This window comes from Rugamonas sp. DEMB1 (genome assembly GCF_029834475.1).
GTDB lineage: Bacteria > Pseudomonadota > Gammaproteobacteria > Burkholderiales > Burkholderiaceae_D > Rugamonas > Rugamonas rubra.
The window spans coordinates 1,207,158-1,233,151 of record NZ_CP122407.1; the positions used below are offsets into that span (position 1 = coordinate 1,207,158).

Consider the following 25,994-nt stretch of genomic DNA (forward strand, 5'->3'; position numbering starts at 1 on the left):
GTGAAATTAGTTCTTGGCGATGGCCGCCAATTGTTGCGTCAGGTACTGCTGCGTCGTCCCCAGGCTGGCCATCGCCCTGTCCAGCGCAGTGTACTGCTTGCGGTAGCGCGCCTCGACATCGAGCAGGCGGGTGCTGAATTTGTCCTTCTGCTTGCCGATGTCCTGCACGCTCTTGTTCAGGCCGCTTGTGCGGCTGGCGATCAGACCCTTGGCGCCGAGGAAGCTGCTGGCCATGGTGTTGAGCTGGTAAGCATAGCCCTGCGAGAAACCGATGCTGCCGCGCGAGCCGATGGGCCTCGCCCTTCACTTCCAGCTTCAGGCCGTCGATCGGTGCGCCGGGCTGGCCGGTCAGGGTTTGGCCGTCGCCCTTGGCGGCATAACCGCCGATGGTGCCGGCCACATCGACGCCGTCGACCGGCGCGCCGGCGCCGAACAGATCGGCGACGGCGGTGCCGGTGTCGCTGGTCAGGCTGATGTTCGATTTCGAACCGTAGCGGTTCGAGGTAATCAACAGCTTGCCGTTGTCGTCCACCTTCACCGCCACGGTGGCGCCGGCGTTGCTGAAATTGGTGGCGCCGTTGATCGCCGATTGCAGCATGGTGGCCAGCGCGGCGGGCGTGTAGTTGCCCGCCGCCAGCCGCACCGATGCGGTGTTGGTGGTGACGCTGGGCACCACGTCGTTGAGCTTGACGGTCCACACGGTGTCGGCGGCGATCACCGTGTCGGCCGGCGCCGCCGTGTCGGCAAGCTGGGTGGCCTGGGTGGCCAGCTTGGTGATGTCGATGGCGAAGTTGCCGGCCTGGCTTTTGGCCGTCGAGCTGACGAAGCTGATCTGGTCGTCGCTGCTCTTGCCGACGGCGGCGAACAAGCCGGCGATGTCGCTGAAATTGTTGGCGACGGCCTTGCCCAGCTTGCCGCTGTCGAGGGTCAGGCTGCCATCCTTCTGGAACGAGATGCCGATCTGCGACAGGTTGGTCAGATTGCCCTTCAAGCCCTGGATGGCGCCCGACAGCTGGCGCCGCATTTGCGCCTGCAGGTTCTGGATGGTGCTGTCGCCCAGCAGGGGGCCGCCGGACTTGGTGTCGGCGTCGTAGCCGCTGAGCTGCTTGATCTGGTTGTTCAACTCGTTGTAGGCCTTGACGAAGCCGTTGACCGAGGTGTTGACGGTGGAGGTGTCCTTGGCCACCGTCAGGCTGGCGCTGCCGATCTTGAGGGCGCTCAGCGTCACCCCTTCGATGGCGCCGGTGATGCTCGACGAGGAACTGGTCACGTCGATGCCGTTGACGTTGGCGCGGGTGTCCTGGGCCGCCGTCTTCTGGCTCAATTTCTGTACGCCGGCCGGATCGTAGCTGAGCAGCTCTTCCAGCGCCGGGTCGGCCGCCGCGCCGCCGCTGCCGCTGACGGTGATTTTCATCGTCGAGGTGGCGCCCGTCGCGCTGGAGGTCAGCACCAGATGGAAGGGCGTGGCGCTGCTGCCGGTGCTGCCGTCCGAGACGATGCTGGCGGTGACGCCGAAATTGCTCTTGTTGATGGCGTCGCGGATGCCTTGCAGCGTATTGTTCTTGTTGTCGATGACAATGTTGCCGCTGCTGCGGGTGCCGTCCTGGGTGAAGGTGGCGCCGCTGTAGGCGCCGCCGATACCGGCCGTCAGGCCGGCGGCGGCCGGATTGCTGCCGCCCACGTTGATCTGGCTGCCGTCGGTCGACTGCAGCGAGATCGAGCTGATCGCGGTGACGGTCGAACCGTTGTTGGCGCTGCCGCTGTTGTTGATACCGCCGCTGACGGCGCCGGTGACGTTTTCGACGACGGCGATGTTCGAGCCGTCGGCGTTGCTGAAGCGCAGCGTGCCGTCGGCGGCGTTGCCGCTGAAGGTCAGGTTGGCATCGGCCAGGGCGCGGGTGACGGCGGTGTCGCCGGTCAGCGCGGCGTCGATGCTGGCGGCCGTGACGCCGGTGCCGCCGGCCACGCCGGCGGCCTGGGTGGCGAGCGTGATGCCGCCGACCGTCAAGGCGTAACTGCCGCCGCCGCCGGTGTCGACATTGCCGAAGCTGCTGGCGCCGGCGCCGCCGAACAGGTCGGCGCGGGTGGTGGTGGCGCTGGCCTTGGCCGACACGCCCGTGGTGGCGCTCTTGGCGTTGATGGCGTCGGCCAGCAGTTTGGCGCTGCGCGTGCTGGCGTCGGTGGCGATGGCGGTATTGTTGATGCTCAGCGCGCCGGGCGTGATGCCGCCGCTGAGCACGCCGCTGCCGAGGGTGCCGCCGGCCAGGCCGAAGGTGCCGCCGCTGGTGGTGCCCATGGAAATGCTAATCACGTTGCTGCCGCCCAGGCCGATCGCCGCCGAGCTGGTCTTGTTGCCGCCCGAGGCCAGCGTTTGCGCCTGTGCCACCTGGCTGATGCTAACCCGGTAGGTGCCGGCCTGAGCCTTGCTGGTGGCCGTGCCGGTGAGAACGTTGGCGTCGCTGGAGTTGCTGCTGAGGGACTGGAAACTCGACAGCGAACTCAGGCCCGCCAGCGAGGCCTGGAAGCTACCGACCGCGCCGGCCAGGGTGCCGAAGGCCGTCACCTGGGTCAGGTAGGACGCCGCCTTCTTGTCCATCGTGGTCAGCGGCGCCGACTCGACGGCCATCAGCTTGCTGATGATCTCGTTGACATTCAGATTCGATCCGATGCCTGGTGAGGATATGCCCACGATGAACTCCTGTGTAAAACATTAATATAAGACATTATCGGCAGAATCAAAGGCGACTTGAGAGGGGGAAAGCCGGGCTTGTTCATGGTTCGCTCAAAAAGCGGGCAAACGGTGCGGGAAATACGGGCGGCGGCGCTGACGCGGCGGGCGGAGGGGGGAGGGGACAGCGGCGCGGTTCGGGCGCGCAGGCGCCGACAACACACGATGGTAGCGCTCGCCGGGGTGTCGGGCGAGGAAAAGGCGGGCGCGCACGCGGCGCGCCGCCTCAGGCGGTTTGCTTGATCAGCAAACCCTTGGTCGAGCCGAGCGACTTGGCGATCTCCAAGGCCTCGGGCGAGGGGATCTGGCGCAACACTTCCTTGGTGGTCTGGTCGATCACCTTGACGACGGTGCGCTTGCTGTCCTGGTCGATGGAGAACTCCAGGCCCTGCGACTTGGCCTGCGACGATTTGTTCAATTCCGACACGGCGTGGGTCACCTGTTCCAGCGTGGGGGTGGGCGCCGGGCCCTTGACGGCGGCGGCCGTCTCCAGCGCGGTGGCGGGCGCGCGCCCGGCCTGCTGCAGGGCGGCCGTCTCGGCGCCGAACTGTGGCCGCTCCGCCGTTCTGGCCGGTGCGGCCGAACCGATTGAGTCGATAGTCATGATGCTTCCTTTGTGAAAAATCCCCGACTGCGCGAGGCAGCCGGGGAAGCGGTCGAATTCGATGTGTTTTTCCTAACTCACACCGGATTAGCCACGCAGCAGCGACAGCACGCCGTTCGGCAGCGAGTTGGCCTGGGCCAACATCGCGGTACCGGCTTGTTGCAGGATCTGGCCGCGCGTCAGGTTGGCCGTTTCCGACGCGAAGTCGGTATCTTGAATCCGGCTACGCGAGGCGGACAAGTTTTCCGTCGTCGTGTTCAGGTTCGAGATGGTCGAGGCGAAACGGTTCTGGATCGCACCGAGGGCCGCGCGGTTGCTGTTGATCTGGTTCAGGGCCGCGTCGATGGTGCGCAGCGCCTTGTTCGAACCGTCGACGGTGCTGACGTCGAGCTTGGCGACCGATTGCAGGTCCGAACCGGTGGCGGCGGTGACGATGTCGGTTTTGTCGGACGACAGGGAGAAGCCGTTGTCGGACGAGAAGTCCAGGTGGCCGCCGACGGTTGCGAAGGTGCCGGCGCCAGCGGGGGCGCCGATGGCGGCCGTTTCCGCCGCCCGGACGGCGGGCACGTTGCCGTTGGCCGGCTTGTCGGCGCCACGCAAGACGGCGGCGGCGAGCGAGTCGTTGGCCGCGCCGTTGGTGTTTTTGATCTGGATGTCCGAGCCCGACGAGTTGGTCAGCTGGATCTCTTTTTTGCCGGATTCGCCGACCTTGACCGCTGCGCTGATACCGGTGGTGCCGACCTGGGCGTTGATCGCCTGGGCCAGCGCCGACAGGTCGCCGCCCTTGATGTTGGCCGAAACCATCACGGGGGAGGAGTTCGCGTCGTTCTCGACCGAGTTGTCACCACGCAACTCGAACTGGATCGACCCGTCGGCGATGGCGGCTGCCGTCGCGCCGCCCGCGCCGCTCAGGGTCGCGGTGGTGGTGGCGGTGGCCGTCACGCCGGTTTTCGAGGTCAGCGCGTTGACGTTGGCGGCGATTCTCTTGGCGCTGTCGCCGGCCGTCACGGCGACGGTGCTCGCGGTGTTGCTGGTGTTGGTGGTGAAGCTCAGCGTTTGGTCGGTGATCGCGTTTTTGTCGGTGACGGTGGCGCTCGAGCTGTTCGCCGTGACATCGCCATACAAGGCGCTCAGCGCGTTGTTGCCGATATCGGTGGCGCGGGCCGATTGGACGCCGACGTTGATGGTTTGGTTGGCGTTGGCGCCGACCTGGAACTGCGACGAGGTCAGCGAGCCGTCCAGCACGTTCTGGCCGTTGAACTGGGTGGTGTTGGCGACGCGGTCGAGTTCCTGCGACAGGGCCGAAACCTCGCCCTGGATCGATTTGCGGTCGGAATCGGAGTTGGTGCCGTTGGCCGACTGCACGGCCAGTTCGCGGATACGTTGCAGCAGGTCGCCGGCGGTGCTCAAACCACCCTCGGCCGTTTGCGCCAGCGAGATGCCGTCGTTGGCGTTGCGCGCTGCCTGGGTATTGCCACGAATTTGCGAAGTGAAGCGTTCCGAGATGGCCAGGCCGGCGGCGTCGTCTTTTGCGCTGTTGATGCGCAAACCGGACGACAGGCGTTGCAGCGACGTCGACAGGGCGGACTGGGAGCCGGTCAGGTTACGTTGCGAATTCAGCGAAGCAATATTGGTGTTGATGGTTTGTGCCATGATGTTTCTCCAGGTATTCGATTCGGGCTAGCTGCTCAGTTCACTTTGGTCTGTCTCCACATTCCGAGACATTCAAACCGCCGTTGTAATGGATAACGGTTGCCGCACGGGAAAACTTAACCTGAAAAGCTTGCTAAATATCTTTCTTCTGGGCTAAACATCCGACACTCATGTTCGCTTAAACGACAGCGCACGGCCAATCTTTAGGGTGAAAATAATTATATTTTCGCCCTGTTTTTTTGCGTTTCGCCCGGGTGCATGGCAATCCATTACCCAAGTTAGGGAAATTGTATGCGGTTAAATGATTTATTATCAATATTATTTAATATGCACTTGACATCGCATTAAAAGCGCGGCCGCCAGTGTGGATTTTTATTCCCACTGCCTGCCATGTCCGTTCTGACCATGCTGTTCCAGGATTTCGCTGCCCGACTATGTTCAACAGAATTTCTCCACGATGCGCGCCACGCGGACCATCCGACGGCGTTTTCACGCTGTCGCAAGCTGCCCTTGCCGACGCTGGTCGCCATCATGTTGACGGGCATGCGGATGGGCATCCAGGCCGAACTGGACACCTTCTTTGCCCATCTTCGCCAACAAGCCCAGCTGGTCCGCGAAGTATCGGAGCAGGCGTTCGCCCAAGCGCGCGCCAAGCTGTCTGCGACCGCCATTCCCGGCCTGAACGACTGGCTCATCGCGCGCGCCGAAACGGACGGCTTTGTGTCGCGCTGGCGCGGACTGCGCCTGGTCGCCGCCGACGCCTCGACGGTGCGTTTCGGTCTGCGGGCCAGCCATGTTAAGCGCGCCGCGCTGGCCGATCAAATCCTGTTCGGCCTGTTCTTGCCGGGGCCGGATCTGATGCTCGCGGCCTCCCTGCACAACGTCCACGAATGCGGCGAACGCCAGTTCCTGTTCGAACACCTGGACCGGCTGTCGCCGGACGACCTGCTGCTGCTCGACCGCGGCTACCCCTGCCGCTGGTTGGTCGCCGTGCTCAACGACCGCGCCATCAAATTCTGCATGCGCGTCGACAATGCCAGCAGCTTTGCCTGCGTGCGCGCGTTCATGCGCTCGACCGCGCTGGAGCGAGTGGTCATGCTGCCCGCGCCGAACAAGCGCGACGCACATGACTACGAATGCCCGCGCAAACCGCAGCGCGTGTGCCTGGTTCGCAACGTCTCGCCCGGCGGCGAGCAGCGTGTTCTGATGACCAACCTGCTCGACGAACAGCTCTTCCCGGCCGACTGCTTCGCCGAGCTGTACCACAAGCGCTGGGGTATCGAGGAGGCGTTCAAGCGACTCAAGCACCGGCTCAATCTGGAGCACGTAACCGGATTGACCCAGCAAGCCGTGGCCCAGGACGTGGCCGCCAAAATCGTCTGCGACATCCTGCAGGCCCTCGTCGCCCTGACCGCCCATGCCGACGCCGATCTGCCGGACAACCAACGCATCAACCACGCCTATGCCCATACCACGCTCAAGCCGCTGCTGCCCATCCTCCTGCTTGGCGGAAGGATCGGCAGAAAGGTCGCCAAACTGCCGCGGGAACTGCTCGACTTGATTGCCGGCCGGACCTATCGCCACCGTGAAAATCTCTCAAAACCACGAAGTCCTAGCCGAAAACCACACAAGGCAATGAGTCAGAAAAATTGCTGAAAAGCCTTAACTTGGGTGGATTGGGGTGCATGGGGAGGAGTGGGGAAAGGCGTTCCGTAGATGCATCGCCAATGCCGCTGGCGGCCATCGCCCACCAGTGAGTTTCGGGCTAACGTTGTTCATGAAGATCAACAGGGCAAACAGCTCTCAACAAAATTACTTATTGGCAATGTTAATCCTATGATATATTTCTTTTGGGGTTATTATTTTCCATTTGGAAATAATTTATGGTTTTGTTTTTATGATATTTAAAAAGGGGTTTTTCATGAAATCATCGAATCGGCGTTTGGGCCAATGCGGCCGTAACAGTATTGCTAGTGCCATGTTGGGGATGGGGCTGGTGTTAAGTGCTGGCGCAGCATTTGCTGCACCAGACATTACCGTCACTTACACCCCCTTGCAGCCACAGTCAGGCCTCAACGTCTCAGTTAGCGCGGATGGGGGTTATGTCGCCTACAGATTGATGGCAATTGATGGAAAAGGGGGTAGCACAATTTACGTCTATGACGTTGGCTCGGGCATCAGTACTCAGGCAAATTTGACGATTAACGGTGTCGCGCCGACCAACGCCAAGTGTGAAGCCCCTTCGATCAGCGCGAACGGCCGTTACGTGATATTTGGCTGCGACACTGCCGCCATGGGCGGGGCGGCGAATGGAGCGGCCTACTATGTTTATGATCGAATTGCCAATAAAACGGAAATGTTGCCTAATCCAACCGCGAACCGGATCGTCAGGACGCTAGCTGCGGCGATTAGTGCCGACGGGCACTATGTCGCCTACCGTGCACCGGACGTCAACAACGTGTATTCGCTCTTCGTCAGGAATATGCTAAACAAAACAACGCGTACCAGCACGGCTAAGGATGTGTATGTTGGAAGTATGCCCGGCACCATCAATATCAGTGCGGATGGCCGGTATCTCTCCTATGCCGGGCGGGTATTACCAAGCAGTGGCCTAGAGGATGTGTCCGTCTTTGACAGCGCCACCAGCACGACGGAACGCATTAATGTCAGTTCGGCTGGAGTGCTTGGCACTAAAGGCGGAGGCTATCCGGTAATGAGTGTCGACGGAAGCGTAGTCATGTTTCTTTCGGCAGATAACACCTTGACTACCCCGTCGGCGCCACCGCAGGGAGGGATTTTTGTGCGTGACCGCCGCGCCGGAACCACCGAGCTCGTTAGTAAAACTACTGCCGGAGGTAGTATCGGTAACCCTACAATGAGTGGGAATGGTCGCTATATTGCTTACACTGGACTCAACTTGTATGTGTATGATCGACTGACAAAAAACACACGGATCGTTCCAGGCGCGTCTAACGGTACTCGCGCCGTTACCTCGACTGCATTTAGCGCTGATGGCCGCTATCTCGTCTTTGGTTCCCACGCAAATAGTAACGGGATGAAGTCGATAGGCATTGCCGATCTGGGCGTGGCTGCCGGGCTGAACGTGTCGGCCGGCGCACTGTCGCTGACGGAAGGTGGCGCTGCGGCCACCTACACCGCAGTGCTGGCGCAAGTGCCGGATGCCAATGTCATCGTCAACATCACCCCCGGAAAACAACTCAGTGTGGCGCGCTCCCAGTTGACCTTTACGCCGGAAAACTGGAACGTTCCGCAGGTCGTTAGTGTGCAGGCCTTGAACGACGGTGTTACGGAAGGCGTTCACCGCAGCAGCATCGGTCATACTGTCGCCAGCAGCGATATCAATTACTCGGTGGTTCCGTCGTCCAGTGTCAATGTCACCATCACCGATGCCGTCGTGCCGACAATCATCGTGCCAGCCGCTAGCTGGACGCAATCAGACTTGCCTCTGACCGGGACCGCCTCGCCGGGTGCTACGGTGATGCTGACGGCTGTCAACCGCGACACCACTTGGTTGACTTCGGTGAGCACGGTTGCCGATGCCCAAGGGCGTTGGAGCATTACGCTGAGCGGTTTGACTGACGGGGTGTTCAATCTGGATGCGCAGGCCGATGGCATCAAGAGCACCGTTCAGACCGTTACGGTCGCTTTGCCAGTTAAACTGCCTGCGACCTGATTTTCAAGTGCCGAGAGGTCGGCGCCGCCCTGCCAACGCACCTTGTTATCGGCGTTTCACGTCGATAACAAGGGAGGGCTACTGGCCTGGCACTAATCGGCCACGACGACGCGGTTCTTGCCGGTCTGCTTGGCCGTGTACATGGCCTTGTCGGCCCGCTTGACCAGCTCGCCCTGGTCCTCGTTGGGGCGGCGCAGCGCCACGCCGGCCGAGAAGGTGATCAGCACCTTCTCGTTGTCGTGCAGGAAGAAGTGCTTGGTCAGCTCGCGCTGCAGCCGGGTCATGGTCTGCGAGGCCGCCTCGACCGAGGTCTCGGGCAGCAGGATGAGGAACTCCTCGCCGCCGAAGCGGGCGATCACGTCCATCGAGCGCAGCGTGTCCTTGACGATCTTCACCAGGTGCTTGAGCGCGGCGTCGCCGGCGATGTGGCCGTAGGTGTCGTTGAGGCGCTTGAAGTCGTCCAGGTCGAGCATGGCGATGCACAGCGGCGTGCCGCGGCGGTCGGCGCGCGCCGTCTCGCGCTCGAACACGTCGTCCAGGCCGCGCCGGTTCAGGCTGCCGGTCAGCTGGTCCTCGCGCACCAGCTCGCTCATATGCTGCAGCTTGGCCTCGAGCGCGTGGATGCGCTGCTCGGCGTCCTGCACCTCCTGGCGCGCCAGCACCATCTTGTCGCGCGCGCGCAGCGCCTCGGTCTGCACGATGCGGGTCTCGCGCAGCACCTCGTCGAGGATCTGGTTGAGCTCGTTGATGTTGTCGGCCCGGCTGATCTTCTCCGAGTAGCCGCCGATCTTCTCGTGGAAGTCGCCGGTCGAGGCGGCCACCTGGCCGAGCCGGTCGATGAAGGTCATCATCATGTTCTTGACGGTCAGCTTGACGTCGGAGAGGCTGTGCTTGAGCTGGCTCTGCTTGTAGATCACGTCCTTCAGGCTGCGCGTGGCGTCCTCCAGCGCGCGCTGGTCGATCGGCCCGGCGATCAGGTTCTGCACCGCCTCGATCTGGCCGCGCAGCCAGCTGTCGTCGTCGAGCAGCTCGCTGACGTTCTCCAGCAGCAGCTTGAACAGGCGCAGCAGCAGCTCCTGCTGCTCGGCCGTGTCGCCGCTCTTGAGTTCGATCTGGTAGCACAGCTGCTTGAGGCGCAGGGCGATCTCGGCCAGCGCCTCCTCGCTGTGGGCCTGCTTGGTGGCGGCGCCGAGCGACTCGGCCTCGGCCACCAGGGCCGGCGTGCCGGTCAGCAGCGAGGCGACGGCGAAGGTCAGGGTGCGGCTGAGCAGGTCGCGCAGCACGCGGGTGTGCTCGCCGTCCGGCACCAGGCTCTCCACGCCGGGCTTCTTGGCCAGCCGCTCGACCAGCTGCGACAGCGCCTTGGCGTAGCCGTCCCAGTCGCGCGCCTTGACGGCGCGGTTGAAGCGGCGGCCGAAGTCGGTCAGGTCGCCCGGCGTCTCGCTCAGGCGGGTGGCGAACTCGGCGAGCAGGTTTTCCGGGCCGGGGTCGGCCGCGCCCAGCGGCGCGGCGGCCTCGTCGGCGCTGTTGGCGATGCCGGCGATCTCGCAGTAGGCGGCGCGGTAGGCTTCCGGGGTCGGCGCGATGCGGTGGGCGGCCAGGCGGCGGAAGGCCTCGCGGGCGATATCGGCGGGGTTCTGCTCGGCCGCGGCGGCCGGGGGTGTTTTGTTCGACATGGTGCGCACAGCCTCTTTAAGGGATTACTGACTAGCTCAATGATATGCGAGCCCCCGGCCGGCCATTCGGCCAATAAGGCGGGGGAAGGCAGCTCACTTTGCGGCTTGCCAGGCCGACCACCATCTTATCATCTTACAAACACCGGCCGCGCAAATCGTCCGCTTACTTGTGTTTTGCTAGTATCGGCCGCGCAACGCCTACTCGATCAGCTGGTTCTTGATGGCGTAGTGGGTCAGTTCGGCGCTGTTCTTCAGCTTCATCTTGACCAGCAGGCGGGCGCGGTACTCGCTGACCGTCTTGACCGACAGCGACAACTCCTTGGCGATGTCGCCCACCGTCTTGCCGGAGGCGATCATGGTCAGGGTCTGGTACTCGCGGTCGGACAGGCAGTCGTGCGGCGGCGCCTCGTGGTCCTCGCCGACGTGGTTGGCCAGCTCCTGGGCCAGCGCGGCGCTGATGTACTTGAGGCCGCCGGCCACCTGGCGGATCGCCGTCACCAGCTCCTTGGGCGCGCTCTGCTTGGTCAGGTAGCCGGCCGCGCCGGCCTTGAGCGAGCGGATCGCGTACTGGTCCTCGCGGTGCATCGACAGCATCAGCACGGCCAGCTCGGGCTTCTCCTTCTTGATCTGCTTGAGCACCTCGATGCCGCTGCGGTCGGGCATGGAGATGTCGAGCAGCATCACCTGGCACTCGGACTTGCGGAACAGCTTGATGGCGTCGAGGCCGTTCTCGGCCTCGCCGGCGACGACGATGTCGCGCGTCTCGGCCAGGATCTGCTTGAGGCCCTCGCGCACGATGGCGTGGTCGTCGGCGATGAACACCTTGATGAGGGCTTTGTCGGTCATGGTTGAATCGTCATGTGTTGGGTCGTCACTATTTCGGTGGAGCAATACTTGCTATTGTAGCCCCGGCGGCGGCGGCGATGAGCGATTCGCGCGCGCTTTCGCGTTTTATTTTAATGGCGACAACAGTGCCGCCGCCCACCGCGTGGCTCAGCGTCAACGTGCCGCCCAGCGCGTTGGCCCGCTCGACCATGCCGCGGATGCCGAAGGAGTGCGGCTTGGCGCGGTCGGCCTGCCAGATGCCGCCGCCGTTGTCGCTGATCTTCAGGCTGACGTAGTGGCGCGTCTGGACCAGCTTGACGGTGACCCGGCTGGCCTTGGCGTGCTTGGCGATGTTGGTCAGCGCCTCCTGGAAGATGCGGAACAGGGCGGTGGCCTGGTCCAGGTCGAGGTCGATCTCCTTCTGGTTGGCGCTGAAGCTGCAGTGCAGCCCGGCCTGCTTCTCGAACTCGCGGCTCTGCCAGGCCAGCGCGGCGACGATGCCCAGGTCGAGCATCGAGGGGCGCAGGTCGAGCGAGATGCGGTGCACCGCGTCGATGGTGCGGTCGACCAGGGCGTCGAGGTAGCCGGCCTTCTCCTGCAGGGCGGCGTCGTCGGCCGGCAGGCGCCGCGCCAGCATGGCCAGCGCCATCTTGATGGCGGTCAGGTTGCCGCCCAGGTCGTCGTGGATCTCGCGCGCGATGCGGGTGCGCTCCTGCTCCTTGACGCGCTCGATGTGGGCGGTCAACTCGGCCAGCCGGGCGCGCGACTGGCGCACCTCGAGCTGCTCGAGCCGGCTCTCGGTGATGTTGGTCATGATGCCCTCCCATTGCACGCTGCCATCGGCCAGCGCGCGCGGGGTCGAGCGCAGGTTGATCCACTTGACGTCCTTCCAGGCCTCGACCCAGATGCGGCCCTCCCAGTTCCAGCTCCACAGCGCGGCGGCCGAGGCCTGCATCGAGTCGAGGTAGGACTTGCGGTCGTCGGCCAGGATCAGTTGCAGGAAGCGGGCCGGCTCGGCGGCCAGTTCGGCGGCGGTCAGGCCGAGCAGGGCCTGGCAGCCGTCGCTCAGGTAGGGGAAGGAGACGGCGCCGGCGGCGTCGACGGCGAACTGGTAGACCAGGCCGGGGGTGTTGGAGACGATGGCGTTGAAGCGCGACTGGACCTGTTCCAGTTCGGCCGCCAGGGCGGCCGGTTCGCGCGGAGCGGGGTGGCGGGTGGGCATGGGGTTGTGGCTGGGGCTGATGGCGGTCTGGGCGGTGGTTGCGTGGCGGGAGCGCCGGCTGGGCCGGCTTGCCCCGATGATACGTGAAAAAGCCGGGCTTGCGAGGTAAACAGGGCGGCGCCGGCCGGCGCCAGCCGCTACAATGGAGGCATGAACAAAGCATTCGTGAAAGAGTCCGACCAGGACGACGACGACGAGGCCGCCGCGCTGGCCCTGGCCATCCCGCCGGGCTCGAAGAACTACATCACGCCGGCCGGCTACCAGCGCATCAAGGACGAGCTGCTCGAGCTGATCGACGTGGCGCGGCCCGAGGTGGTGCGCATCGTCCACTGGGCCGCCTCCAACGGCGACCGCTCGGAGAACGGCGACTACATCTACGGCAAGCGGCGCCTGCGCGAGATCGACCGGCGCATCCGCTTCCTCACCAAGCGCATGGACCTGGCCGCCATCGTCGACCCCAGCGTGCACCACGGCAGCGACCAGGTGTTCTTCGGCGCCACCGTCACCTACAGCAACCAGGACGGCGAAACGCGCACCATCACCATCGTCGGCATCGACGAGCTCGACCCGCTGAAGGGCAAGATCAGCTGGGTGGCGCCGGTGGCGCGCGCGTTGACCAAGGCGCGCGAGGGCGACCTGGTCAGCTTCCAGGCGCCGCACGGCGTCGAGGAGATGGAGATCCTCGAAGTGAGCTACCCGGCGCCTGCCGGGGAATAGTGGCGGGGAAAACGAGGGTCAGACCCTAGGGTCTGACCCTGGCGCACTGCTGGCGGCGGGTTCCGCACGGCGAGTCTTTTCCACTTCATCCTATTCTTTGCGCCTACGCCACGACCAAGTTCGCCACGCCTTGCGACACGTCAGGGCATGGCGGCAGGTGCTAGCCATACTGGCCGTTCCGACCAGCTAGGAATGCCGCCATGCCGCGCCGCGCCCGCCTCGTGTTGCCCGATGTCCCGCTGCACATCATTCAACGAGGAAACAACCGGCAGCAATGTTTCTTTGCCGATGCGGACTACCTGGCCTACCTTGATTGGCTGGAAGAGCTGGCGGGGCGCTCCGAATGCCGGGTGCACGCCTATGTCTTGATGAGCAACCATATTCATTTGCTGTTGTCCGCGTCAAATGTTGCTGCGCCGGGCGCGCTGATGAAAATGCTTGGACAATACTTCACCCATCATGTGAATCGACGCTATCAGCGCACAGGGACGCTATGGGAGGGGAGATACAAGTCTTGCCTGGTGCAGGAAGACGGCTACTTGATGCAGTGCCAACGCTACATCGAATTAAATCCGGTGCGCGCGCACTTGGTGTCCGATCCGGCGCGCTACCGATGGTCCAGCTATCGTGGCAACGCCGAAGGGCAGGGTGATCCGATTCTCACTCCGCATCCGCGCTACCTGGGCCTGGCCAGTGATGCTGGTCAGCGACGGCAAGCATATCGAGCCTTGTTTGGAAGCCCGTCCAAGCAAAAGCGGATAGACGATCTGCGCTTGGCAACGAACAGCGACTTTGCTTGGGGAGACCAGGCGTTCATGACGCGCGCCGCCGCTGTACGAAAACAGGGTCAGACCCTAGGGTCTGACCCTATGTGAGCGATCCCTCGATCCGCCAGCAGTTCGCCCTAGCTGCGCTCGCGCAGGATGCGGTTGACGCCGACCACGCGGCGCACGTTGCGCAGCAGGCCGGCCAAATGCACGCGGTCCTTCACCTGGATGGTGAAGCGCAGCTGGTGCAGCACGTGTTCCTTGTCCTCGTCCATGCCGACGTAGGTGATGTTGGCGTCGGACTCCCCGATCTCGGCGGCGACGCGGGCCAGGATGCCCTTTTCGTTGTTGATCAACAGCTTGATGCGGCTGTCGAAGCGGCGGTTCAGCTCCGTGCCCCACTTGACGGCGATCCAGCGGTCCGGCTCCTTGGCCTTCTGCCGCTTGGCCAGGGTGCAGTCGGTGGTGTGCACCTGCAGGCCCTGGTCGCGGCGCAGCTGGCCGATGATCTGGTCGCCGGGGATCGGCAGGCAGCACTGCGCCAGCTGCACCGAGACGCCCTCGCTGCCGCAGATGGTCACCGGGTCGAGCTCGGCGGCGCTGTTGTGGTCGATCGGCGCGCTGGCCGACTCGCCGCCGATCAGGCCGAAGATGTGGCGCGCCACCAGCGCCGCCATGCGCTTGCCGATGCCGATGTCGGCGAACAGCTCGTCGAGCGACTTGGCGCTGGACTCGTTGAGCAGACGCTCGATCAGCTGCTCCTCCATCACCGGGTTGAGCCCCAGCGTGGTCAAGGCCTGCGCCAGCAGCTGCTGGCCCAGCACGATCGACTCGGGCAGGTTGATGGTGCGCAGGTGGTGGCGGATGGCCGAGCGCGCCTTGCCGGTGCGCACGAACGACAGCCAGGTCGGGCTGGGCCGCGAGTTCGAGTCGGTGACGATCTCGACGATGTCGCCGTTGCGCAGCTCGGTGCGCAGCGAGGCCGACTCGCCGTTGATGTTGACCGACACCGTGTGGTCGCCGATCCCGGTGTGGATCGAGTAGGCGAAGTCGACCGGGGTGGCGCCGCGCGGCAGGGCGATGATCTTCGACTTCGGCGTGAACACGTAGACCGAGTCGGGGAACAGGTCGACCTTGACGTGCTCGAGGAACTCGGCCGAGTCGCCGGTCTGCTGCTGGATGTCGAGCAGCGACTGCAGCCAGGCGTGGGTGCGCTGCTGCAGGTCGCTCAGGTTCGACTCGCCGTTCTTGTACAACCAGTGCGCCGCCACGCCGGACTCGGCGGTGCGGTGCATGTCCTGGGTGCGGATCTGGAACTCGACCGGCGTGCCGTAGGGGCCGATCAGGGTGGTGTGCAGCGACTGGTAGCCGTTCAGCTTGCGGATCGCGATGTAGTCCTTGAACTTGCCCGGCATCGGCTTGTACAGCGAGTGCAGGGTGCCCAGCGCGACGTAGCAGTTGGGGAAGCTGTCGACGACGACGCGGAAGCCGTAGACGTCGAGCACCTGCGAGAACGACAGGTGCTTGCCGCGCATCTTGCGGTAGATGCCGTACAGGGTCTTCTCGCGGCCGTACACCTCGGCCTCGATGTTGGCCATCGCCAGCGTGCTCTTGACCGACTCGAGGATCTTCTTGACCACCTCGCGGCGGTTGCCGCGCGCCGCCTTGACCGCCTTGGCCAGGGTACGGTAGCGCATCGGGTAGAGGTGCGAGAAGGACAGGTCCTGCAGCTCGCGGTAGATGTTGTTGAGGCCGAGCCGGTGGGCGATCGGCACATACACCTCCATGGTCTCGCTGGCGATGCGCGCCTTCTTGGCCGGCGCCATCACCTCGAGGGTGCGCATATTGTGCAGCCGGTCGGCCAGCTTGATCAGGATGACGCGCACGTCCGAGGCCATGGCCAGCAGCATCTTGCGGAAGTTCTCCGCCTGCGCCTCGATCTGGCTCTGGAACTCGATCTTCTCGAGCTTGGAGAGGCCGTCGACCAGGCTGGCGACGGGCGCGCCGAAGCGCTCGATCAGCTCGTCCTTCTTGACGTCCTGGTCCTCCATCACGTCGTGCAGCAGGGCCGCCATGATGGCCTGGGCGTCGAGCTTCCAGTCGGCGCAGATCTCGGCGACGGCGATCGGGTGGGAGATGTAGGGTTCGCCCGACTTGCGCACCTGGCCCAGGTGCATCTCGTCGGAGAAGCGGTAGGCCTCCTTGACCTTCTGCAGGTCGGCCGGGCTGAGGTACTCGGCCAGCTTCTCGCGCAGATGGGTCACCGAGGCGACGCCGGCGTTCAGGGTGGGGGTCGCCAGCGGCGAGGCCGAGACGATGCCGGCGCCGGAGGCGCCGTTGCTGCCCGCGCCGGACGCGGCGGCGCCCGGCGCGTTGGCCGGGCTGTTGGCCCGCGTGGCGGGCTTGCCGCTGGAGGGAAGGTCGGCGGGATTCAGGTTCATACAGGGTGCGGTCCGTCGCAGTGTGACGCAGTGCGAATGTCAAAAATTTTACAATTGGTGCCTGAACTACCGCGCCATGCTCACTGCCGGGGAACGCAGGTTCCCAACTTACATTGGAACCTTTTTCAACATTTCAATGCCGACCTTGCCGGCGGCGATTTCGCGCAGGGCGACCACGGTCGGCTTGTCCTTGGCCTCGACCTTCGGGGTGTGGCCTTGCAGCAGTTGGCGCGCGCGGTAGGTGGCGGCCAGGGTCAGCTGGAAGCGGTTTGGAATGGTTTTCAGACAATCTTCAATAGTAATACGGGCCATCTTGATTCCTCTAGCGTGGTGTTTTTTTATTCAGCGTGGATGCCCAACTGGGCGAACAGCGAGGCGTTGCGGGCCGCTTGTTGCGCAAACCGGCAACGGGCCGCTCGGACGATCGCGCTCAGCTCCGACAGGGCGACCGAAAATTCTTCGTTGATGATAGCATACTCGAACTCCGGAGCGTGGGCGATTTCGCCGCCGGCCGCCAGCAGGCGCCGCGTGATCACGTGCGGTTCGTCGGTGGCGCGCTTGTTCAGGCGCTCCTCCAGCGCGGCGATCGAGGGCGGCAGGATGAAGATGCCGGCCGCCTGCGGGAACTGCTTTTTCACCTGGCGGGCGCCCTGCCAATCGATCTCCAGCAGGATGTCGGTGCCGGTCTTCATCTGCTGCTCGACCATGATGCGCGAGGTGCCGTAGTAGTTGCCGTGCACCTCGGCCCATTCGAGGAACTCGCCGGCGGCGGCGCGGGCGACGAAGTCCTCGGCGCTGGTGAAGTAGTACTCCTTGCCGTGGGTCTCGCCCGGACGGGGCGCGCGGGTGGTGGTCGAGATCGACAGCTTGATGGCCGGCTCCTGCGCCAGCAGCGCGTTGACCAGGGTCGACTTGCCGGCGCCGGACGGGGCCACCACCATGAACAGGCTGCCGGAGAAGGCGTTGGCTTGGGTCATGTTAATCCTTCGAAACGTGGGCGGGCAGCGCGCTATGCTCGAATAATACCGCTGTGCGTCGCCCAAAGGCGTATTTTACCAAAAGCAACGCTTTGCGGCCAAGCAAGATCGCGTCGATTCGGCGGAATTCCCGCCGCGCGGTGCTAGACTAGTCAGGTACCTAGCTGAAGGGGGATTCCCATGAGAACTTGGCCTGTGCAAGACGCCGAAGCGCGTTTCGGCGAATTTCTTGACGCATGTTTGGCGGACGGCCCGCAGATGGTGACCCGGCGTGGCGCCGAAGCGGCCGTGCTGGTGTCGGCCGACCAATGGCGGCGTTTGCAGGGCGGCGCCAAGCCATCATTGAAGGAGTTGCTTCTGTCGGATTTGGCGCGCACTGACTCCTTGGTTCCACCTCGGGAGGTGGCGCGGCGTAGAGCTGTCAAGCCCGTACGATAGGTTAGCTGCGTGTTTCTGCTCGATACCAACGTCATTTCCGAACTGCGCCGACGTCGGCCGCACGGCGCAGTTCTCGCTTGGATAGGCTCGGTGGCGGAGGGGGATTTGTACTTGTCGGCGGTGAGCTTGGGTGAGATTCAAGCCGGCATAGAGTTGACTCGTCGTCGGGATGTCGCCAAGGCCGTGGAAATAGAACAATGGGCCGATATGATTTCGGCAGCCTACAACGTGCTGCCGATGGAGGCTGAAACTTTTCGCCTATGGGCGCGTCTCATGCACGGGCGCTCCGATACCCTGTATGAGGATGCCATGATCGCGGCGACGGCAATGCTGCACGAGCTGACCGTGGTGACGCGCAATGTCGGTGATTTCAAACACTTCGCCGTTAAGCTATTGAACCCCTTCGACCAGAAACCTGGCTGACCAGATAGGCACCATTTCGAACAGGGTATGTGCACGATAACACCAGCTCCGTTATCGTGCAATTCCCAGGGTATCGTGGCGCCGGCCGCCGTGGCCTACTCGAGGTTCTGCACCTGTTCGCGCATCTGCTCGATCAGCAGCTTCAGTTCCATCGAGGCGTCGGCCAGCTCCTTGACGGAGGCCTTGGCGCCCAGCGTGTTGGCCTCGCGGTTGAGTTCCTGCATCATGAAGTCGAGCCGCTTGCCGACCTGGCCGCCCTTTTTCAGGATGTGGCGGGTCTCGTTCAAGTGGGCCGACAGGCGGCCCAGCTCCTCGGCCACGTCGATGCGGATGCCGTACAGGATCACCTCCTGGCGGATGCGCTCGAGCGCGTCCTGGCGCGACAGCGCCGAGTTCGAGCCCTGGCAGGCCAGGCCCAGCGCGTCCTGCATGCGCTCGACGGCCTTCTGCTGGAAGGCCGACACCACCTGCGGGATCAGCGGCGTGATGCGGCGCACGATGACGTCCATGGCGTCGATGCGCGAGGTCAGCATGGCCTCCAGCGCCGCGCCCTCGCGCTGGCGGCTGGTGACGAAGGCGGCCACGGTACGCGCGGTGAGGGCGGCGACGTCGGCCTGCAGCGACTCCTGGCCGATCTGCGCCTCCTCGATCACGCCGGGCCAGCGCAGCAGCTCGGCCACCGTCATCACCGGCGCGCCGGCGAAGTGCTGGCCGACCTCGAGTTGCAGGCGTTGCAACTCCGTCAGCAGCGGCAGGTTCAGCGCCTGGGTGCCGGCGGTGGCGGCCTTGCGGCCGAAACTGAGGCGCAATTCGACCTTGCCGCGGGTGATGGCGGCCATGACGGCGGCGCGCAAATCGGGCTCGAGCGCGCGCAAATCGTCGTTTATTCGAAACTGAAGGTCGAGAAAGCGCGAGTTCACGCTCTTGATTTCAATCGTCAGTGTCCCCGCCGCGCTTTCGCTGGTGGCAACCGCGTAGCCTGTCATGCTGGAAATGCTCAATGGATGTCCCCGATTTAATCTTTACAAAACAGTGATTTATCCACACAATCGACCTGTTGAGGCGAGGAAAACTATGGCTGCTCAAAACAACGCCCCGTTGCCCGATGGTCTGGAAATTGCTGGATACCGCATTGTAAAGAAAATTGCGTCCGGCGGGTTCAGTATTGTTTACCTGGCCTACGACGGCGACGGCAACGCGGTGGCGATCAAGGAATACCTGCCCAGCTCGCTGGCGCTGCGCCAGCCGGGCGAGCTGGTGCCGCTCATCGCCAAGCCGCACCTGCCGGTGTTCCGCATCGGCCTGAAGTGCTTCTTCGAGGAGGGCCGGGCGCTGGCGCGCATCGCCCACCCCAACGTGGTGCGCGTGCTCAACTTCTTCCGCGCCAACGAGACCGTCTACATGGTCATGGCCTACGAGTCCGGCCACTCGCTGCAGGAGCAGATCCAGCGCCAGCGCGCCAAGGGCGGCAAGCTGGGCGAGGCCTTCATCCGGCAGATTTTCGTCCAGGTGCTCGAGGGCTGCGCGAGGTGCACGCCAACCAGCTGCTGCACCTGGACCTGAAGCCGGCCAACATCTACCTGCGCAACGACGGCAGCCCGATGCTGCTCGACTTCGGCGCGGCGCGCCAGACCATCAACAACGACCTGCCGACGCTGACGCCGATGTACACGCCCGGTTTCGCCCCGCCCGAGCTGTACGCCAGGGCCGGCGGGCTGGGGCCGTGGTCGGACGTGTACAGCATCGGCGCCTCGATGTTCGCCTGCATGGTCGGCTCGCCGCCGCAGCCGGCCGACCAGCGCCGCCTCGACGACAAGATGGAGCAGCACTTCCTCAAGCTCGACGGCGCCTACTCGGCCGAGCTGGTCAAGCTGGTGCGCTGGTGTCTGCAGCTCGACCCGCTGGCGCGGCCGCAAAGCCTGTTCGCGCTGCAGAAGCTGTTGCAGCAGGCGCCGGCCGCGACGGCGGGCGCGGCGGCGGCCGCGCCAACCGCCGGGCCGGCGGCGGACGCGGCGGCGGAGCGCTTCGCCTGGCGCGGCTGGCTGCGCCGCCTCGGCCTGCTGCGCCGGGCCGCGCCGCCGCCGTCGCTGCCGCCAGCCAACACGCTGCAGCCCTAGACCCCCACCGCGAAGGCCCGCCCCATGCAATTCTCCGTCTACCAGGAAAGCCAGATCGGCGGCCGCAAGGTCAACCAGGACCGCATGGGCTACAGCTACACCCGCGACGCCCTGCTGCTGGTGCTGGCCGACGGCATGGGCGGCCACCTGCTCGGCGAGGTGGCCGCCGGCCTGACCCTGCAGGCCGTCTCCGCGCTGTTCCAGCAGCAGGCCAAGCCCTACGTGAAAAAGCCGGAGCGCTTCCTCGAGCAGGCGCTGCTCGAGGCGCACCAGGAGATCCACCGCTACAGCCTGGCCCACCAGCTGCCCGACACGCCGCGCACCACCGTGGTGGCCTGCCTGGTGCAGCACAACACGGCGACCTGGGCGCACTGCGGCGATTCGCGCCTGTACTGGCTGCGCGGCGGCCGGATACTGGCGCGCACGCGCGACCACTCGCATATCGAAAACCTGATCGCCAAGGGCCTGGCGGCGCCGTCCGAGCGCGCCACCCACCCCGACCGCAACAAGCTCTACAACTGCCTGGGGGCGGCCCAGCTGCCGCGCATCGAGCTGTCGCGGCCGGCCAGCCTGCTGCCGGGCGACCTGATGTTATTGTGCTCCGACGGTTTGTGGTCTATGCTGCCGGACGACGAAATGGCGCGCCGCCTGAGCGAGCAGACCGTGGTGCGCGCCGTGCCCGAGATGCTGCGGGCGGCCCTGGCCACGGCCGGCGCCGGCAGCGACAACGTCACCGCGCTGGCCATCATGTGGCAGGGCGCCCCGCTGAGCAGCGGCGCGGCCAGCCTGCCGGCCGAGCACATGTCGACCGTGGTCTCCACCGAGACGCTGGCCGAGGACCAGGGCGGCACCACCATCCTCGGCGTGGCCGGGGGCGACGCCGGCGCCGTCCCCGAGGTCGACGCCTTCAACGACGCCGAGATCGAAAAAGCCATCGCGGAGATCCGCGCGGCGATAGAAAAATCCACCAACCTACTGACACGAAAAGACAACAATGACCTTTGAATCCCGTCCCAGCGGCCGCGCCGTCGATGCCCTGCGCAGCCTGCGCCTGACCCGCCAGTACACCAAGCACGCCGAGGGCTCGGTGCTGATCGAGTGCGGCGACACCAAGGTGATCTGCACCGCCAGCATCGAGGACAAGGTGCCCGGCTTCCTGAAGGGCAAGGGGCAGGGCTGGATGACGGCCGAATACGGCATGCTGCCGCGCTCGACCCACACCCGCATGGACCGCGAGGCGGCGCGCGGCAAGCAGTCCGGCCGCACCCAGGAGATCCAGCGCCTGATCGGCCGCTCGCTGCGCGCCGCCTTCGACTTGGCGGCCTTCGGCGAGCGCACCCTGCACCTGGACTGCGACGTCATCCAGGCCGACGGCGGCACCCGCACCGCCTCGATCACCGGCGCCATGGTCGCCGCCTACGACGCCTTCTCCCAGCTGGTGGCGCGCGGCGCCGTGCCGGCCATCCCGCTGAAGCACTTCGTCGCCGCCATCTCGGTCGGCGTCTACAAGGGCATGCCGGTGCTGGACCTGGACTACGTCGAGGACTCCGGCTGCGACACCGACATGAACGTGGTGATGACCGACGCCGGCCACTTCATCGAAGTGCAGGGCACCGCCGAGGGCGCCGCCTTCGACCGCGCCGGCATGGACCGCCTGCTCGACCTGGCGCAGGGCGGCATCGCCGATTTGATCAAGCTGCAGAAGCAGGCGCTCGGCCTGGCCTAGGGCTAGAACCACCCAACGGCGCCGAGCTAGGGTCAGACCCTAGGGTCTGACCCTGGATTTGCGCCGCTGGGTTTTGTTAGTTCAGCTGCGCTCTGCCGGCGCCGCCCCGGCAAAAGGTTTACAATGTCGGCACCCCAACCGCCCGCCGCGCCGTTTCACCCCGCGCGGCCCGGGCAGCCCTCTTTTTGCCGGAACACCCATGACCCAACGCCTCATCCTCGCCTCCAACAACGCGGGCAAGCTCAAGGAATTCAACGAGCTGCTGTCGACCGTCGGCTTTTCCGTCCACGCCCAGGGCGAGTACGACGTGCCCGAAGCGGACGAACCCTTCCACACCTTCGTCGAGAACGCGCTGCAAAAGGCCCGCCACGCCGCCCGCCTGACCGGCCTGCCGGCGCTGGCCGACGACTCCGGCGTCTGCGTCAACGCGCTGGGCGGCGCGCCCGGCGTGTACTCGGCGCGCTTCGCCGGCGAGCCCAAGTCGGACGCCCGCAACAACGAGAAAATGATCGCCGACCTGGCCGGCCATGCCGACAAGTCGGCCTACTACTACTGCGTGCTGGTGTTCGTGCGCCACGCCGACGACCCGCAGCCGGTCATCGCCGACGGCCGCTGGAACGGCGAGATGGTCGCCACGCCGCGCGGCAACGGCGGCTTCGGCTACGACCCGCACTTCTACATCCCGGCGCTGGGCAAGTGCGCCGCCGAGCTGAGCGCCGACGAGAAGAACGCGCTGTCGCACCGTGGCCAGGCGCTGCGCGCGCTGGTCGAGAAGCTGCGATGATCCCGATCAAAGTGGTCGGCGCGCCGAGCAAGACGGCGCCGTCCCGGCCGGCGGCGGACATCTCCGACGCGGCCGGCGTGGCCCTCAAGTACCTGCAGCCGGGCACGCTGAACCTGACCGCGCTGCCGCCGCTGTCGCTGTACATCCACTTCCCCTGGTGCGTGAAGAAGTGCCCGTACTGCGACTTCAACTCGCACGAGGCCAAGGGCGGCCCCTTCCCCGAGGCCGAGTACCTCGACGCCGTGCGCGCCGACCTGGAGATGGCGCTGCCGCTGATCTGGGGCCGCAAGATCTACACCATCTTCATCGGCGGCGGCACGCCCAGCCTGATGTCGGCGGCCGGCCTGGACCGGCTGCTGTCGGACGTGCGCACCCTGCTGCCGCTCGACGGCGACGTCGAGATCACCATGGAGGCCAACCCCGGCACCTTCGAGGCGGAGAAGTTCAAGTCCTACCGCGCCAGCGGCGTCAACCGCCTGTCGATCGGCATCCAGAGCTTCAACGGCCGCCACCTGCAGGCGCTGGGCCGCATCCACGACGACAAGGAGGCGCGCCGCGCCGTCGAGATCGCGCAGGCCAACTTCGACAACTTCAACCTCGACCTGATGTACGCGCTGCCGTCGCAGACGCTGGCCGAGGCGCAGGCCGACCTGGAGACGGCGATGTCGTTCCAGCCGCCGCACCTGTCGCTGTACCACCTGACGATGGAGCCGAACACGGTGTTCGCCAAGTACCCGCCGGCGCTGCCCGACGACGACGCCAGCGCCGACATGCACGGACCTGATCGCGCAGATGACGGCGGCGCGCGGCTACGGCCAGTACGAGGTGTCGGCCTACGCCCAGCCGGGCCGGCGCGCGCGCCACAACCTGAACTACTGGGAGTTCGGCGACTACCTCGGCATCGGCGCCGGGGCGCACTCGAAGATCTCCTTCCCGCACAGGGTGCTGCGCCAGGCGCGCTACAAGCAGCCCAAGTCCTACATGGACGCGGTACGCGCCGGCAATCCGGTGCAGGAGGAGTACGAGATCGGCCGCGACGACATGGGCTTCGAGTTCATGCTCAACACCCTGCGCCTGCACGCCGGCTTCGACGCCAACCTGTTCGCCGAGCGCACCGGCATGGGCATCAACGCCATCGAGCAGCAGCTCAACGCCGCCGAGGCCAGGGGCTTGCTGTACCGCGACCACAAGACCATCCGGCCGACCGAGCTGGGGCAGCGCTTCCTCAACGACCTGCAGCAGATGTTCCTGGGCGGCTGAGCCGCGCAGGGCTGAACAAAGAAGGGCAGGCCGCGAGCCCGCCCTTTTGCCGTCCGCGCGGCGCCCGCCGGGCTAGCAGAGTCGGGCTAGAACTCCTCCCACTCGTCCTTGTCGGCGCCGGCCGCGACCGGCTTGCGCGCGCTCGTCGCCGGCTTGGCGGCGGCCGGCGCGGCGGCCTTGGCGCCCAGGTGCTTCGGCGTCGCCACGGCGGGGCGTTGCGGCCGCGCCGCCGCCACCACCGCCGCCGGCACGGCGCGCCGCGGTGGCGCCGCCGCCAGCGCGGCCATGTCGTGGCCCAGCCTGAACATGGACGCCGCCTGCGCCAGCCCGGCGGCCTGCTCCTGCATGCTGGCCGCCGCTGCCGCCGCCTGCTCGACCAGCGCGGCGTTCTGCTGGGTCACCTGGTCCATCTGCGCGATGGCGACGTTGACCTGGTCGATGCCGATGCTTTGCTCGCTGCTGGCCGAGGTGATCTCGCCCATGATGTCGGTGACCCGCTTGACGCTGGCGACCACCTCGCCCATGGTGGCGCCGGCCTGCTGCACCAGGCGCGCGCCGATGTCGACCTGCTCGACCGAGTCGCCGATCAGCGCCTTGATCTCCTTGGCGGCGCCGGCCGAGCGCTGCGCCAGGTTGCGCACCTCCGAGGCGACCACGGCGAAGCCGCGGCCCTGCTCGCCGGCGCGCGCCGCCTCGACGGCCGCGTTGAGTGCCAGAATATTCGTCTGGAAGGCGATGCCGTCGATGACGCCGATGATGTCGACGATCTTCTTGGCCGAGGCGTCGATCGAGCCCATCGTGTCGACCACCTGGCCGACGATGCTGCCGCCCTTCTCCGCCACGTCGGAGGCGGCCTGCGCCAGCGTGTTGGCCTGGCGCGCGTTGTCGGCGTTCTGCCGCACCGTCGAGGTCAGCTGCTCCATCGACGAGGCGGTCTCCTCGAGCGAACTGGCCTGCTGCTCGGTGCGCGAGGACAGGTCGAGGTTGCCCGAGGCGATCTCGGCCGAGGCGGTGGCGATCGAGTGGGTGCCCACCTGCACCTGGCTGACGATGTTGCGCAGCGCCTCGTTCATCGCCTTCAGCGCCGTCATCAGGTCGCCGATCTCGTCGCCCGCGCTGGCCTGGAACTGGGTGGTCAGGTCGCCCGAGGCGACGGTGCCGGCGATGTCCAGCGCCGACTTGAGCGGCACCGTGATGCTGCGCGAGATGACCCAGGCGGCGCTGCCGCCGACCACCACCAGCAGCGCCGCCAGCACCGTCAGCAGCAGGTTGGAGCGGTCGTTGGCGGCGTCGATGGCGTGGGCGGTGTCGTCGATCATCTTGCGCTGGTGCGCCAGGAAGGCCTGCACCTTGCCCTGGTAGGCGTCGGCGGCCGGCGCGAAGCTGTCCTTGTAGAGCCGCTCGGCGAGCGCCGCGTCGCCGGCCTTCTTGGCGTTCATCACGGCCGTCTTGGCGTCCTGGTACTTGCCGCGCAGCGCCACGGCGGACTGGTACATCTGCTTTTCCTCGTCGCTGGCGATCAGGCCCTGGATGGTGTCGAGCAGGGCGCCGCCCTTCTTGCTGCTGGCGGCGATGACGTCGGCGAAGGTGGTCGACAGCTCGTTGTCGCTGCTGCGCGCGATCATCGCCGTGCGCGCCACCGCCGAGTAGATCAGCACGTACCAGTCGGAGACGATGCGCTCCTTGGCCAGCGGCTTGGCCATCATTTGCTTGGTCGCCTCGGCGGTGGCGCGGGCGTTGACCAGGGCCACCGAGGTGGCCACCACGGACAGCGTCAGCACGATGGCGAAGCCCAGTCCGAGGCGGGTGGAAATGCGCAGATGCGACAAAATGTTCATGGTGGACCTCCAGGGAGTCGATCGGACCAGGTCGGCTGGCAGGGCTGCTGATTTGCCAACTGACTTGCCAACTGAGTTGCCAACTAACTTGCTAGTATGCGCCG

20 protein-coding genes and 3 pseudogenes are annotated in these 25,994 nt (G+C 65.4%); 11 read left to right on the plus strand and 12 right to left on the minus strand.

The annotated features are described in order from the left end of the window. Positions 1–6: 6 nt before the first annotated feature. From fliD (QC826_RS05520) to QC826_RS05535, 4 genes and pseudogenes are all read right to left on the minus strand, one after another. Entirely contained in the window at positions 7–234 is a 228-nt protein-coding gene (gene fliD / locus QC826_RS05520; protein ID WP_279766398.1) for a flagellar filament capping protein FliD, read from the minus strand. Between the two features lie 556 nt (positions 235–790). After that, a pseudogene (gene fliD, locus QC826_RS05525) lies at positions 791–2,626 on the minus strand (flagellar filament capping protein FliD); the annotation flags it as partial. A 328-nt stretch (positions 2,627–2,954) separates the two neighbouring features. After that, positions 2,955–3,332: a flagellar protein FlaG gene (locus QC826_RS05530; protein WP_279764727.1), complete on the minus strand. Its 378-nt coding sequence runs from the start codon at positions 3,330–3,332 to the stop codon at positions 2,955–2,957. 87 nt (positions 3,333–3,419) lie between these two features. Continuing rightward, positions 3,420–4,985: a flagellin gene (locus tag QC826_RS05535; RefSeq protein WP_279764728.1), complete on the minus strand. Its 1,566-nt coding sequence runs from the start codon at positions 4,983–4,985 to the stop codon at positions 3,420–3,422. Positions 4,986–5,375: 390 nt separating this feature from the next. Between QC826_RS05535 and QC826_RS05540 the strand changes: the two genes are divergently transcribed. Together QC826_RS05540 and QC826_RS05545 are read left to right on the plus strand one after the other, a co-directional pair. Then, positions 5,376–6,641, plus strand: a complete 1,266-nt coding sequence (locus QC826_RS05540; protein ID WP_279764729.1) for an IS4 family transposase — start codon at positions 5,376–5,378, stop codon at positions 6,639–6,641. Between the two features lie 265 nt (positions 6,642–6,906). After that, positions 6,907–8,679: a hypothetical protein gene (locus QC826_RS05545; RefSeq protein WP_279764730.1), complete on the plus strand. Its 1,773-nt coding sequence runs from the start codon at positions 6,907–6,909 to the stop codon at positions 8,677–8,679. 92 nt (positions 8,680–8,771) lie between these two features. Here QC826_RS05545 and QC826_RS05550 read toward each other — a convergent pair whose 3' ends face one another. From QC826_RS05550 to QC826_RS05560, 3 genes are all read right to left on the minus strand, one after another. Beyond that, positions 8,772–10,355, minus strand: coding sequence for a GGDEF domain-containing protein (locus QC826_RS05550; RefSeq protein WP_279764731.1), 1,584 nt, complete (start codon positions 10,353–10,355; stop codon positions 8,772–8,774). A gap of 198 nt (positions 10,356–10,553) precedes the next feature. Continuing rightward, complete coding sequence (locus QC826_RS05555) at positions 10,554–11,201, minus strand: response regulator transcription factor (RefSeq protein WP_093384447.1); 648 nt, start codon at positions 11,199–11,201, stop codon at positions 10,554–10,556. 28 nt (positions 11,202–11,229) lie between these two features. Further along, entirely contained in the window at positions 11,230–12,402 is a 1,173-nt protein-coding gene (locus QC826_RS05560; protein WP_279764732.1) for a sensor histidine kinase, read from the minus strand. Between the two features lie 150 nt (positions 12,403–12,552). Between QC826_RS05560 and greB the strand changes: the two genes are divergently transcribed. Both greB and QC826_RS05570 read left to right on the plus strand, forming a co-directional pair. Next, complete coding sequence (gene greB / locus QC826_RS05565; RefSeq protein ID WP_093384439.1) at positions 12,553–13,119, plus strand: transcription elongation factor GreB; 567 nt, start codon at positions 12,553–12,555, stop codon at positions 13,117–13,119. 200 nt (positions 13,120–13,319) lie between these two features. Then, positions 13,320–13,994 (plus strand): transposase, encoded by a 675-nt coding sequence (locus QC826_RS05570; protein ID WP_279764733.1) that lies wholly within the window; start codon positions 13,320–13,322, stop codon positions 13,992–13,994. A 29-nt stretch (positions 13,995–14,023) separates the two neighbouring features. Here the strand turns inward: QC826_RS05570 and QC826_RS05575 are convergent, their stop codons facing one another. The 3 genes from QC826_RS05575 to gmk all read right to left on the minus strand — a co-directional run bounded on the left by QC826_RS05575 (position 14,024) and on the right by gmk (position 17,304). Next, positions 14,024–16,327, minus strand: a complete 2,304-nt coding sequence (locus tag QC826_RS05575; protein ID WP_279764734.1) for a RelA/SpoT family protein — start codon at positions 16,325–16,327, stop codon at positions 14,024–14,026. 108 nt (positions 16,328–16,435) lie between these two features. Next, positions 16,436–16,639 (minus strand): DNA-directed RNA polymerase subunit omega, encoded by a 204-nt coding sequence (gene rpoZ / locus QC826_RS05580; protein WP_091874733.1) that lies wholly within the window; start codon positions 16,637–16,639, stop codon positions 16,436–16,438. Between the two features lie 26 nt (positions 16,640–16,665). Further along, positions 16,666–17,304 (minus strand): guanylate kinase, encoded by a 639-nt coding sequence (gmk, locus tag QC826_RS05585; protein WP_099414695.1) that lies wholly within the window; start codon positions 17,302–17,304, stop codon positions 16,666–16,668. Positions 17,305–17,484: 180 nt separating this feature from the next. Here gmk and QC826_RS05590 point away from each other — a divergent pair, with 180 nt between their 5' ends. Together QC826_RS05590 and QC826_RS05595 are read left to right on the plus strand one after the other, a co-directional pair. Further along, positions 17,485–17,742, plus strand: a complete 258-nt coding sequence (locus tag QC826_RS05590) for a type II toxin-antitoxin system Phd/YefM family antitoxin (protein WP_279764735.1) — start codon at positions 17,485–17,487, stop codon at positions 17,740–17,742. A 9-nt stretch (positions 17,743–17,751) separates the two neighbouring features. Continuing rightward, a complete protein-coding gene (locus tag QC826_RS05595) occupies positions 17,752–18,165 on the plus strand; it encodes a type II toxin-antitoxin system VapC family toxin (protein WP_279764736.1) in 414 nt (137 codons plus the stop codon). Positions 18,166–18,260: 95 nt separating this feature from the next. On the opposite strand, the gene QC826_RS05600 is transcribed toward QC826_RS05595, so the two are convergent. Continuing rightward, the gene (locus QC826_RS05600) at positions 18,261–19,151 is read right to left on the minus strand and encodes a YicC/YloC family endoribonuclease (RefSeq protein ID WP_279764737.1); all 891 of its coding nucleotides are present in this window, start codon (positions 19,149–19,151) and stop codon (positions 18,261–18,263) included. Positions 19,152–19,239: 88 nt separating this feature from the next. On the opposite strand from QC826_RS05600, the pseudogene QC826_RS05605 reads away from it, so the two are divergent. From QC826_RS05605 to hemW, 5 genes and pseudogenes are all read left to right on the plus strand, one after another. Continuing rightward, a pseudogene (locus QC826_RS05605) lies at positions 19,240–20,282 on the plus strand (serine/threonine protein kinase). A 24-nt stretch (positions 20,283–20,306) separates the two neighbouring features. Then, positions 20,307–21,287, plus strand: coding sequence for a PP2C family protein-serine/threonine phosphatase (locus tag QC826_RS05610; RefSeq protein ID WP_279764738.1), 981 nt, complete (start codon positions 20,307–20,309; stop codon positions 21,285–21,287). Beyond that, positions 21,277–22,008 carry a ribonuclease PH gene (rph, locus tag QC826_RS05615; protein WP_279764739.1) on the plus strand — a complete coding sequence of 244 codons (732 nt, stop codon included), beginning with the start codon at positions 21,277–21,279 and terminating at the stop codon, positions 22,006–22,008. The genes QC826_RS05610 and rph overlap by 11 nt, the downstream gene beginning before the upstream one ends. Before the next feature lie 199 nt (positions 22,009–22,207). Further along, positions 22,208–22,792, plus strand: coding sequence for an RdgB/HAM1 family non-canonical purine NTP pyrophosphatase (gene rdgB / locus QC826_RS05620; protein ID WP_279764740.1), 585 nt, complete (start codon positions 22,208–22,210; stop codon positions 22,790–22,792). Beyond that, positions 22,789–24,052: pseudogene (gene hemW, locus QC826_RS05625) on the plus strand (radical SAM family heme chaperone HemW). Before rdgB ends, hemW begins: the two are co-directional and overlap by 4 nt. An 86-nt stretch (positions 24,053–24,138) precedes the next feature. On the opposite strand, the gene QC826_RS05630 reads toward hemW, so the two are convergent. Beyond that, complete coding sequence (locus QC826_RS05630) at positions 24,139–25,890, minus strand: methyl-accepting chemotaxis protein (RefSeq protein WP_279764741.1); 1,752 nt, start codon at positions 25,888–25,890, stop codon at positions 24,139–24,141. Positions 25,891–25,994 lie beyond the last annotated feature (104 nt).

What these genes read in the sequence shown, in the direction of transcription:
- QC826_RS05555 (WP_093384447.1), bottom strand. Translation starts at nt 11,201, where the DNA reads ATGACCGACAAAGCCCTCATCAAGGTGTTCATCGCCGACGACCACGCC.
- rdgB (WP_279764740.1), top strand. Translation starts at nt 22,208, where the DNA reads ATGACCCAACGCCTCATCCTCGCCTCCAACAACGCGGGCAAGCTCAAG.
- QC826_RS05535 (WP_279764728.1), bottom strand. Translation starts at nt 4,985, where the DNA reads ATGGCACAAACCATCAACACCAATATTGCTTCGCTGAATTCGCAACGT.
- QC826_RS05590 (WP_279764735.1), top strand. Translation starts at nt 17,485, where the DNA reads ATGAGAACTTGGCCTGTGCAAGACGCCGAAGCGCGTTTCGGCGAATTT.
- QC826_RS05600 (WP_279764737.1), bottom strand. Translation starts at nt 19,151, where the DNA reads ATGACAGGCTACGCGGTTGCCACCAGCGAAAGCGCGGCGGGGACACTG.
- rpoZ (WP_091874733.1), bottom strand. Translation starts at nt 16,639, where the DNA reads ATGGCCCGTATTACTATTGAAGATTGTCTGAAAACCATTCCAAACCGC.
- QC826_RS05570 (WP_279764733.1), top strand. Translation starts at nt 13,320, where the DNA reads ATGCCGCGCCGCGCCCGCCTCGTGTTGCCCGATGTCCCGCTGCACATC.
- QC826_RS05545 (WP_279764730.1), top strand. Translation starts at nt 6,907, where the DNA reads ATGAAATCATCGAATCGGCGTTTGGGCCAATGCGGCCGTAACAGTATT.
- QC826_RS05610 (WP_279764738.1), top strand. Translation starts at nt 20,307, where the DNA reads ATGCAATTCTCCGTCTACCAGGAAAGCCAGATCGGCGGCCGCAAGGTC.
- QC826_RS05575 (WP_279764734.1), bottom strand. Translation starts at nt 16,327, where the DNA reads ATGAACCTGAATCCCGCCGACCTTCCCTCCAGCGGCAAGCCCGCCACG.
- QC826_RS05630 (WP_279764741.1), bottom strand. Translation starts at nt 25,890, where the DNA reads ATGAACATTTTGTCGCATCTGCGCATTTCCACCCGCCTCGGACTGGGC.
- gmk (WP_099414695.1), bottom strand. Translation starts at nt 17,304, where the DNA reads ATGACCCAAGCCAACGCCTTCTCCGGCAGCCTGTTCATGGTGGTGGCC.
- QC826_RS05540 (WP_279764729.1), top strand. Translation starts at nt 5,376, where the DNA reads ATGTCCGTTCTGACCATGCTGTTCCAGGATTTCGCTGCCCGACTATGT.
- greB (WP_093384439.1), top strand. Translation starts at nt 12,553, where the DNA reads ATGAACAAAGCATTCGTGAAAGAGTCCGACCAGGACGACGACGACGAG.
- rph (WP_279764739.1), top strand. Translation starts at nt 21,277, where the DNA reads ATGACCTTTGAATCCCGTCCCAGCGGCCGCGCCGTCGATGCCCTGCGC.
- QC826_RS05530 (WP_279764727.1), bottom strand. Translation starts at nt 3,332, where the DNA reads ATGACTATCGACTCAATCGGTTCGGCCGCACCGGCCAGAACGGCGGAG.
- QC826_RS05560 (WP_279764732.1), bottom strand. Translation starts at nt 12,402, where the DNA reads ATGCCCACCCGCCACCCCGCTCCGCGCGAACCGGCCGCCCTGGCGGCC.
- QC826_RS05550 (WP_279764731.1), bottom strand. Translation starts at nt 10,355, where the DNA reads ATGTCGAACAAAACACCCCCGGCCGCCGCGGCCGAGCAGAACCCCGCC.
- fliD (WP_279766398.1), bottom strand. Translation starts at nt 234, where the DNA reads ATGGCCAGCAGCTTCCTCGGCGCCAAGGGTCTGATCGCCAGCCGCACA.